This window comes from Bradyrhizobium lablabi (genome assembly GCF_001440475.1).
GTDB classification, from domain to species: domain Bacteria; phylum Pseudomonadota; class Alphaproteobacteria; order Rhizobiales; family Xanthobacteraceae; genus Bradyrhizobium; species Bradyrhizobium lablabi.
On sequence record NZ_LLYB01000067.1, the window covers coordinates 555 to 756 of the forward strand.

Sequence of the window (202 nt, forward strand, 5' to 3'; positions counted from 1 at the left end):
AATGCCGACCAATCTGTACGGACGCGGCGACAATTATCATCCCGAATACAGCCACGTCGTCGCCGCGCTGATCCGCCGTTTCCACGAGGCCAAGGTGTCCGGCGACAGGGAAGTCGTGGTCTGGGGCACCGGCACGCCGCGGCGCGAATTCCTCTATGTCGACGATCTCGCGGACGCCTGCATCCATCTGATGAAGACCTAT

The 202-nt window shown here is 61.4% G+C and carries 1 protein-coding gene; it reads left to right on the forward strand.

Translation table 11 applies throughout. The features are described from left to right. Window positions 1-202: NAD-dependent epimerase/dehydratase family protein (locus CQ14_RS46330; protein ID WP_245320379.1), on the forward strand; the 202-nt coding region annotated here is incomplete at both ends.